Source organism: Streptosporangium sp. NPDC023615 (assembly GCF_040640155.1).
Classification (GTDB): domain Bacteria; phylum Actinomycetota; class Actinomycetes; order Streptosporangiales; family Streptosporangiaceae; genus Streptosporangium.
Genome location: NZ_JBFABE010000043.1, coordinates 1 through 8520, shown reverse-complemented (window position 1 = coordinate 8520; position 8520 = coordinate 1). Strand labels below are relative to the sequence as shown.

The window sequence follows — 8520 nt, the reverse complement described above, 5'->3', positions numbered from 1 at the left end:
AAGCAACCTGGCGTACTGGCGGGGGCAAGTTGGTGATCCGGCGGGTGCGGCCGCCGCATTCGAAGAACTCCTCACCGACCGCTTACGCGTACTCGGCCCCGACCACCCCGACACCCTCAACAGCCGAAGCAACCTGGCGTACTGGCGGAAGCATTTTGGTCTCGCATGACGTTGAGGGGTGTCGTCAGTCCCACTCCGGAAGCTACTCGCCGCGGATACACCCTGCCCGGAATGCTAGAGCGTGCCGGACGGGTGCGGCTAAGCCCAAACTGAAGAGACCATCAGCCGCTTCGTTCGAGAGCTCCTCGCGCCGGAAATTCCGTTAAAAATCACGATTTTCAGCAGCTATGCCATCGTTAACCCCCAACTTTTCTAAAGGTCAGCATATAATTCGAATTTCGGTCTTTAATAAATTATTGTAACGAAACGGATACTATGGACGAGTAGTTAGTAGACAGCATGCTGTAATTGCTGCGATCCTTACCGTAATCGTTGGTCGGGGGTGACCTTGGTGATAAATTTCCCAGACGAAAGGGTGAGGTTCCCTGAACTTCGTTACAGCTCTGTCTATCGCAACAGTTACTGCCCTCTTTCAGGTTATCCTCAAAGGTCACTCCAGGCCATCTTCAGGTCTGGGAAATTTCTGGTGGAATAACTGCAAAAAAGAAGACATGGTCTTCTGGTCCGATTGGGTTGTCGCAGGTGCTATTGCCGCCGTCGTTTACGTACTTAAGAGTGTTTCAGCCGGACAGCAACTAGACTTAGGAAAAATTGCAGTCACCTTGTTGATTCTTGTCTCCGCATCCCTGTTTCTGCCGTCCATTATAGGGAAAATTCTCTACGACGTCAGCGGGCAGCTAAAGTCGGGGTACATGCATATAGCGTTAGGTAACGCAATTGGCCTAGCCGTCCTTGTCGGCTCCGTCTTTGGAGGTGCACAAATTGGGTGAAAGGGATAGAGAGTTACAGGCGAGGCGTAGTTGGCGATCTTTGGTGCCTCGGATTGTCATAGCTGTAGCCACAATTGCGGGCGGGATTATCTTCAATGTCGGAAGTGAGTTCGGCCTGGCGTGGGGAGGCGTTTCGGCTGCACTTATAGCTTTACTTACTGTTACGACTGCAATCGTTGCTTACCGTGATTCTCGGAGTCGAGGGAATTGACTAAGGGAGGCCGGTCGTCCACGAAGCCGCCGAGCACCGCCAGCAGGCCGCCGAACTGCGCGCCAATAAAGCCCACCGGCGCGAGGCGAGCAAGTTGTTCAACGAACGCTTCGCCACCGCCGCCAACCACCTGAGCCACGACTCCCCTGCGGTGCGCCTACCTTATGCCCCCGGCCCTGGCAGCGACCCGGCCGAGCGCCCGGCCTTCGCCGGCCTGCACGAGGTACGCAACACCATCATCTGCATCATCGTTGCCCACCCACGCGAGAACGCCACCACCTCCTGGCAGGGCCACGACTTCGACTTCGTATAAAGTCCTGGCTTCCCTGAGAAGAAACGCCTCAAGATGGTCGTGCCTGGCGGCTCGGCAGATTCTTTCGGCAACTGGCTCGTGGCCAGTTCGGGCATGGAGGCGGGCTGCCGATCGGAGTCCATGGAGGTATGGCTAAGTCATCGCGTCCCAGCCTCAAGGCGCCAGCATCACAGTTGCAGTCGGTCGCCGACCGTACGAATGATTCGCAGTTGAAGGCGATTGCCCAGGAGATGTAGTCCCGATCGCCTTTTTCAAATCAACATGGAAGCAACTCCCGGGAACCCAAGTTCTCCGGCGGCACGGTCGACTTCCGCGAGCCCTACTGCTGGAAGGTTCCGTCGATAGGGTTCCCAGATGCGGTGACGGCAGGTCTGCTACTACCGGGAGGTGGCCCCGGTGGCGGTATTTCCGGGATCGATGGGCGAGGGCATACCGGACGAGCTGATCGCGGGTGACACCGGGGACGGCTCGACGCCTGCCCGTTTGCGCCGGGCTCGTCGAGCAGGCCGCCGTCGTCGACCGCGTCTTCGCGTAACCGACCCCGGCCCGCCCTCGCCCCCGTGGGCGGGGCCTGGCGGTGCACGGTGGCCGGTTCAGTGTCGGCGCGCGGGCTGCGGCTCATCCGGCGACCCGATGAAGGTGTTGGCGACGGTGAGCGCGCCGCCGAAGGCGACCCCAGCGGCGAACAACGCCTTCGGCCAAGAGCTGCTGTCCGCGACCATGAGCGCTGCGGCGATGGCCGCGGCGACGAACGCGAAGCCGAAGATGACAGCGGCCCGAACAGTGATGAGCATGTGAGTTCCCAAGGCGTCGGGCGAGGCCTGGTGACCCCGCGACGGCCTACATCATGAGCGATCACAGAGTTAACGTCCCCGCGCAGGTCACATGGGGTACGACGGTGTCTGTGCTTTGAGGATCGCAACCCCCAAGGGGTGTCACGATGGTGATCTGGTCGGGATGTCACCCCGCCGGTCCCGTCGTCGGCGAGAGCATCGGCAGCAGGCCCGCAGCGGGGCGTTTAGGTTGATCCTTATGGACGGGCGCGGCGGGTACGGGACGCGAGACGTCCCGGGTCTGCACGAGGCGCTGGCCACGATCGCCACCGCGGCGCGGGCCGCCTACGCCGACGGCTCCAACCTTCGGGTGCGCTCCTCAGGCATTGTGCACGCCGTGGCGATGACGACCTGGCTGGGCGGGCACCGCATGCCCAGCCCGGCGTGCATGGTCGGGGTGAGCGGCTGGGACCCGGGGGCGGCGCACCCGGACCGGGGCGCGGTGACCTGCCGGCGCTGCCTGAAGCTGACGACCTCGGAGGTCGGCGACGAGCAGCTGGAACTGTTCGCCGTGGACACCATCGCACCGGAGCGCGCCGCCCCCGGCCCGGCCGGTACGGACGAGGCTGAGTAGCGCGCCGTTCCGGCGGGGCTGACCTGTTGTCGGTCACGTTCCCGCTTGAGATGGTGGTGGCCGCCTGGTTCTCCGGCTCAGGGCCGCGCGGGGGTAGCGCAGGTTCAGCGCGGCCGCGGGCGGGTCGTTGAGGTAGTCGGCCCACGGGCAGCCGGCCACGTGCGGGCATCCCTCCAAACTGCTGTTGCAGTGCCGGCACACCAAGCCGCGCACGAGCATGGTGTCAGGGTCGTGGTCGACGAAGACGCCGAGCGCTCCGCGGCAGGCGTGACAAGTCGGCCCCAGGGCCGCGGTCAGGGCGTTGACGATCGGCGCCAGGAGCGAGCCCTGGTACGGCGGCCAGTGGCCGCGGGCCTCGTCGACGGGACAGTGCTGGCGCTTGGGCACCGAGGCGGGGTCGAGGACCTGCTCGGTGGGCGTCATCGCCCAGCGAACCGTCAACCTTCCACGCTCCCCGGTCTCCGGGCCTGCGCCCGGCGGAGGCTGGATCCGGAAGCGCACCCCATCGGTCCACCACACGCACCACTGCTCATGAGGCAGGGCCGGCGCTGGCGGCTTGCGGCGCCCCCGCCAGGGAGCCACGCAGATGAACCGGCCGGCGACCCGCAGGTGGTAGCGACCGTCGTCACCGAGTACCGCCACCCGTTCGGCCGCGTACGTCGCGGAGCGCATCATGCGGCAGAGCTGAGCCGCGCGAGCGGCTATCAGGGCCGCGAGCTCGGCCGGATCACCGCTCTCGACCTGCCAGGCATAGCGCCGCAGCAGCGCGGCCCGGCGGCGTTCGGGGAAGTCCGGATCACCCAACCAGTCGACCACGGTCCTGTATCTGCCCCTGTCGCCACCAGCCGAAAGCCCGATCTCCGGCCACCGACACGGGGACGCGCCGTGTGCCTCCCGGGGCCGCACTCCCCGCCCAGGTCACACGCGGTTTCGACGGTGGCCACCAGCACGAGGTGACCCCCTTTGAAGGGAGGAGTTTTCAGAGTTTTACGAGGGGTCTTACGCGCGGGCGCGGGTGAAGTCGGCGGGCATGCTGTCGCGGCCGACCCGGTTGAGGCACCAGCCCCCCCGAGATGGGGTTGCCTGCCGCTGGGCACCAACGGCCCTCCACTGTCTCCTTGATCACATCAGGCGCACCGTTGCTTCCACTCCCCCGAAACGCCTCAAGCTGGCTTAAGAAGCTTCTGTGCTCCCCCTGAACGGCGATCATGACTATAAGATCAAATATTTTTAACTTTTGACATCTCATTAAATATTAATGATTTCGCGAAAGTGAAAGTGATAGGGTGGCGGCATGACGGAGACGATCAGTGCCACCGGCCCGGTGGAACAGCCCGGCCGGGCCTGCGGCTACTCCCAGTGCGATCGGCGCATCGCCTACACCGGCGCCGGGCGGCCCCGCGAGTACTGCGGCCCGCCCGATCGCATCTGGCCCGACGGCAAGACGTGCAAGACCAAGGCCGCCGAGGAGCGCCGCGCCGTCCAGAACTCCGGGCTGGAGGGGGTGCTGGCCGCCTACGCGGCGACCTCCGGGCCGGTCCTGGCCGCCATCGAGACCCTGACCGGGGTGCTGGCCGCCCACGCCCAGCACGTCACCGGCGCCCGTGACGGCGCCCTGGCCCGGATCGAGGAGGCCGAGCGCACCGCGGCGCAGGCGCTGGCCCGGGCCGCCGACGCCGAGGCCGAGCGCGATCGCGCGGCGCGCCAGGCCGCGGCCGCCGTCCGCGACAAGGACCAGGCCCTCGAGGAGCGCCGGACTGCCGAGCGGATGGCCCGCGATGCCGAGGCCGAGCGTGAGCGTCAGGTCACCGCCGCCTGGGACCGGGTGGTCGAGCACGAGGGACGGCGCACCGCCGCCGAGCAGAAGGCTGCCGACCAGACCGCGGCCGCCACCCACGCCCTGGCCCTGCAGCAGCGCGAGTTCGAGCGGGCCGAGGCGTTGGCCACGACCAACGCCGCACTGGTCAAGGCCAACCGGGAGCTGGAGAAGGATCTGGCCGCCGCCACCGCGCGGGCCTCATCGGCCGAGCAGGCCGCGACGCTCGCCCAGGCCGCCGCCGAACAGGTTCGCGCGGACCTGACCGGCCAGCTGGCCGAGGTCCGGGCCGAACACGCCGCCGAGCGCGCCCGCAGCGCGCAGGCCGGCGCCGAGGCCGGGAAGGCGCGCGAGGAACTGGCCGACGTCCGCGCGCAGGCCGAGGCCTTGCGCGAGGCACTGGCTCACGAGCGGGCCCAGCGGGCCGAGGCCGAGGCCGCACTGCGCGCGGGCCTCGCGGCGGGAAAACGGTCCTGAACCAGGACGGTGCCGGGTGCGGACGCCGAGGCCGGACGATCTTCCTCATTTCCAGTCGGATTTGAGGCACCCCCGCCCCGGTGGCCCGGTGGCCCGGTGGCCGGGCACGAGAGCTGATCATCGGGTGAGGACGAGGGGCGATCCAGCCCCTCCGAGCTCGCCGAGTTCGTCGAGGAGGCCGGGGTCGGCGCTGTCGGGGTCGCTCGTCAGGAGCATCAGGGCCCGCTCGGGGTTGTGATTCATGCCGGTCCGGCATGCCTTCTTGATCAGGGCCGGATATAACGTCACTGTGTTGCGCGCTGACGTAATAGCGGTGAGGGGAGGCGCTGGTGGGGCGCAGGAGGAACGGGCCGGACGGCCGGCCGCCTCGGGTTCAGGAGGTGGGGGCGGCGACGGTCGCGGCGGGGTCGCCGAGCGAGGTGCTGTGCCAGCGCTGTGAGAAGCCGTTCGGCGTGCGGCGCGACGGCCCCGGCCGTCAGGCTCGCTACTGCTCTCAGGCGTGCCGTCAGGCCACCTACAAGCAGGCCCGCACTCCCCCGGTCGGCGAGCAGCGCCAGCAGGTGCGCCGGGAGCTGGAGGGCTTTTCCGTCACCGGCCCGGACCTGACGCATCTGACCGGCGCGGTGGAGGACCTGAGCGCCGAGCACCTGGCCCAGTTTCGCCGCCACCTGAGCGGTCTGATCCGGCACTGGGAGGCCCTGGCCGCCCTGGCCGGCCCCCACCTTCCCGACGTCCCCGCCGTGCTCCCCCCGACACGAGTTTCCGTCACTCCGCCCCCGGTGACGGAAACTCTGTTCCTTGCCCCGGTTCCCGCTCACCGGCCGGTGCCCGCCCCGGTCCGGCCCGCCGCGCCGATCGCGCCGATGGGACGGATCGCGGGCCTGACCCCGACCGGTGAGCAGGCCGACATCATCACCGCCTGCCGAAGCGGGGCGAATCTGGTCATCGAGGCGGGCGCCGGCACCGGCAAGACGTCCACGCTGAAGATGGCGGCCTCTCTGATGGAGGGCCGCCGCGGCTTGTACATCGCGTTCAACAAGGCGATCGCCACGGCGGCCGCCCGCTCGTTCCCGAAAAACGTCACCTGCTCTACCGCGCACTCTTTGGCGTTCCGCGCGGTCGGCTCGGCGTTCAAGGCCCGCTTGGACGGGCCGCGCCTGCCGGCCCGCGAGAGCGCCAAACGGTTGGGCGTCACCAAACCCCTGTCCTTGCGGGACGGCGACATCCCGGCCACCCAGCTGGTCCGGCTGGCCATGGAGACCGTCGGCCGGTTCTGCCGCTCGGCCGACGCGCAGCTGGCCGTCGAGCACGTGCCTGAGGTCAACGGCGTCGACGGCCCCGCGGCCGACGCGCTGAGGAACGCGGTGTTCCCCCTGGCCGTACGGGCCTGGGAGGACCTGACCGACGTCAACGGCACGTTGCGGTTCTCCCACGACGTCTACCTCAAGATGTGGGCGCTGACCGGCCCGCAGCTCAAGGCCGACTTCATCTTGTTCGACGAGGCCCAGGACGCCGACCCGCTGATCGCCTCCGTCGTCCAGGCCCAGCAGGCGCAGCTGATCGCGGTCGGCGACACCGAACAGGCCATCTACGAGTGGCGCGGCGCGATCAACGCGATCCAGACCTGGCCCGCCCGCGAGCGGCTGTTTCTCACCCAGAGCTGGCGGTTCGGGCCGCGAATCGCCGACGAGGCCAACAAGTGGCTGGAGCTGCTGAACGCCCGGCTGCGCCTGAGCGGCACCCCCTCCATCGCCTCGCGCGTCGCCTCCATCGAGCGCCCCGCGGCGATCCTGTGCCGGACCAACGCCGAGGCCCTGCGCCAGACGATGAACGCCCTGGACCGGCGCTTGAAGGTCGCCCTGGTCGGCGGCGGCGCCGGCCCCCGGCGCCTGGCCGAGGCCGCCGCCAGCCTGCAGGCGGGCAAGGGCACCGACCACCCCGAGCTGTTCGCGTTCAGCTCCTGGGGCGAGGTGCAGGAGTACGTCCGCCACGACGAGGCCGGCGCCGACCTGGCCTCGCTGGTGCGCCTGGTCGACGAGCACGGCGCCGACGCCCTGATCGACGCGGCCAAGCGCCTGGTGGCCGATGAGAAGTACGCCGACGTGGTGATCTCCACCGCGCACAAGGCCAAGGGCCGCGAGTGGGCCTCGGTGCGGATCGCCGATGACTTCCGCCAGCCCAAGGCCGACGACAGCGGCCGCCCCGGCAAGGTCCCCAAGGCAGAGGCGCGCCTGGCCTACGTCGCCGTCACCCGGGCCATGCAGACCCTGGACCGGGGCGGCCTGGAGTGGATCGACGATCAGCTCGCCGGCCGGAGCAAGCCCAACCCGTGGACGATGCGCGGCGACCGCGACGCCGACCGTGACCACGGCCCCTGGCGAGGCAGCGCGTGAGCTTCCCCTCGTAGCGGCCCTCCGCTCCCGAACATGTCCCCAGCCGCCAGGTAGCGGAGTGAGAGGTCACGATTGCGGTTCGTGATCGTTGCGGAGCGGTGAATGTGGCTGGTTGGGTGGAGTTTCCGCTTGATCGTGTTCGTGTCGGAGACGGTCGGGTGGAGGGCGGGTTCGGGTGCGACGGGAGTGGGAGCCGGAGGAGCTGATCGCGTCGTGGACGCTGCTGGACGGCGACTGGGAGCTGGTGGGGAACAAGACGGGGGCGACCCGTCTGGGGTTCGGCCTGATGCTGAAGTTCTTCGAGCAGGAGGGCCGGTTCCCGCGGCACGTGGGTGAGCTGCCCAAGGCTGCGGTGGACTACGTGGCCGGCCAGGTGAAGGTCGAGCCGGCGTTGCTGGAGGAGTACGTCTGGTCGGGCCGGTCGATCGAGCGGCACCGGGCTCAGGTGCGGGACGCGCTGGGGTTCCGGGAGTCGACCCGGGCGGATGAGGATGTGCTGGCCGAGTGGCTGTCGGAGAAGATCTGCCCGATGGTGTTCACGGACGAAGGGCTGCGAGCGGCGCTGCTGGCCCGCTGCCGGACGTTAAAGATCGAGCCGCCTGGCCGGGTGGAGCGGATCGTGGGTGCGGGCAGGGCGCGGTTCGAGCGGGAGTTCTGCCTGCATGTGCTGAACAGGTTGTCGGCGGACTCGGCGCGGTCGCTGTGGGAGCTGGCCACGGGTGAGGACGGGTTCCTGCTGGAGTTGAAGTCCGACCCCGGGCGGCTGGGGCTGGAGACGCTGCTGGAGGAGATCGTCAAGCTGCGGCGGGCGAAGGCTCTGGGGCTGGCGGTGGATCTGTTCGGCGGGTATTCGGATCGGCTGGTGGCCTCCTGGCGGGCGAGGGCGATGGCCTCGCATCCGTCGGACTTCGCGGCGAACCAGCCGCCGGTCCGGTTGACGTTGGTGGCCGCGT

General features: G+C 68.3%; 11 protein-coding genes. 7 read left to right on the top strand and 4 right to left on the bottom strand.

Annotated features, from left to right (window positions below; genetic code table 11):
* The first annotated feature begins 7 nt into the window (after positions 1-7).
* Both AB0G16_RS25775 and AB0G16_RS25770 read left to right on the top strand, forming a co-directional pair.
* A complete protein-coding gene (locus tag AB0G16_RS25775; RefSeq protein WP_362810078.1) occupies positions 8-169 on the top strand; it encodes a tetratricopeptide repeat protein in 162 nt (53 codons plus the stop codon).
* 502 nt (positions 170-671) lie between these two features.
* Positions 672-950 carry a hypothetical protein gene (locus AB0G16_RS25770; RefSeq protein WP_362809909.1) on the top strand — a complete coding sequence of 93 codons (279 nt, stop codon included), beginning with the start codon at positions 672-674 and terminating at the stop codon, positions 948-950.
* Positions 951-1111: 161 nt separating this feature from the next.
* Here the strand turns inward: AB0G16_RS25770 and AB0G16_RS25765 are convergent, their stop codons facing one another.
* Positions 1112-1300 (bottom strand): hypothetical protein, encoded by a 189-nt coding sequence (locus AB0G16_RS25765; RefSeq protein ID WP_362809906.1) that lies wholly within the window; start codon positions 1298-1300, stop codon positions 1112-1114.
* Positions 1301-1312: 12 nt separating this feature from the next.
* Here AB0G16_RS25765 and AB0G16_RS25760 point away from each other — a divergent pair, with 12 nt between their 5' ends.
* A complete protein-coding gene (locus tag AB0G16_RS25760; protein WP_362809903.1) occupies positions 1313-1474 on the top strand; it encodes a hypothetical protein in 162 nt (53 codons plus the stop codon).
* 593 nt (positions 1475-2067) lie between these two features.
* Here AB0G16_RS25760 and AB0G16_RS25755 read toward each other — a convergent pair.
* Positions 2068-2268: a hypothetical protein gene (locus tag AB0G16_RS25755; protein WP_362809900.1), complete on the bottom strand. Its 201-nt coding sequence runs from the start codon at positions 2266-2268 to the stop codon at positions 2068-2070.
* Positions 2269-2506: 238 nt separating this feature from the next.
* Between AB0G16_RS25755 and AB0G16_RS25750 the strand changes: the two genes are divergently transcribed.
* Positions 2507-2881 (top strand): hypothetical protein, encoded by a 375-nt coding sequence (locus tag AB0G16_RS25750; protein ID WP_362809897.1) that lies wholly within the window; start codon positions 2507-2509, stop codon positions 2879-2881.
* 33 nt (positions 2882-2914) lie between these two features.
* On the opposite strand, the gene AB0G16_RS25745 is transcribed toward AB0G16_RS25750, so the two are convergent.
* Positions 2915-3697, bottom strand: a complete 783-nt coding sequence (locus tag AB0G16_RS25745; RefSeq protein WP_362809895.1) for an endonuclease domain-containing protein — start codon at positions 3695-3697, stop codon at positions 2915-2917.
* Positions 3698-4175: 478 nt separating this feature from the next.
* Here AB0G16_RS25745 and AB0G16_RS25740 point away from each other — a divergent pair, with 478 nt between their 5' ends.
* Entirely contained in the window at positions 4176-5174 is a 999-nt protein-coding gene (locus AB0G16_RS25740; RefSeq protein ID WP_362809891.1) for a hypothetical protein, read from the top strand.
* Between the two features lie 117 nt (positions 5175-5291).
* On the opposite strand, the gene AB0G16_RS25735 is transcribed toward AB0G16_RS25740, so the two are convergent.
* The gene (locus AB0G16_RS25735) at positions 5292-5417 is read right to left on the bottom strand and encodes a hypothetical protein (protein ID WP_362809889.1); all 126 of its coding nucleotides are present in this window, start codon (positions 5415-5417) and stop codon (positions 5292-5294) included.
* Positions 5418-5554: 137 nt separating this feature from the next.
* Here AB0G16_RS25735 and AB0G16_RS25730 point away from each other — a divergent pair, with 137 nt between their 5' ends.
* Positions 5555-7567, top strand: a complete 2013-nt coding sequence (locus AB0G16_RS25730) for a UvrD-helicase domain-containing protein (RefSeq protein WP_362809886.1) — start codon at positions 5555-5557, stop codon at positions 7565-7567.
* A 175-nt stretch (positions 7568-7742) separates the two neighbouring features.
* On the top strand, positions 7743-8520 hold a 778-nt coding region (locus tag AB0G16_RS25725; protein WP_362809883.1), incomplete at its 3' end, for a DUF4158 domain-containing protein.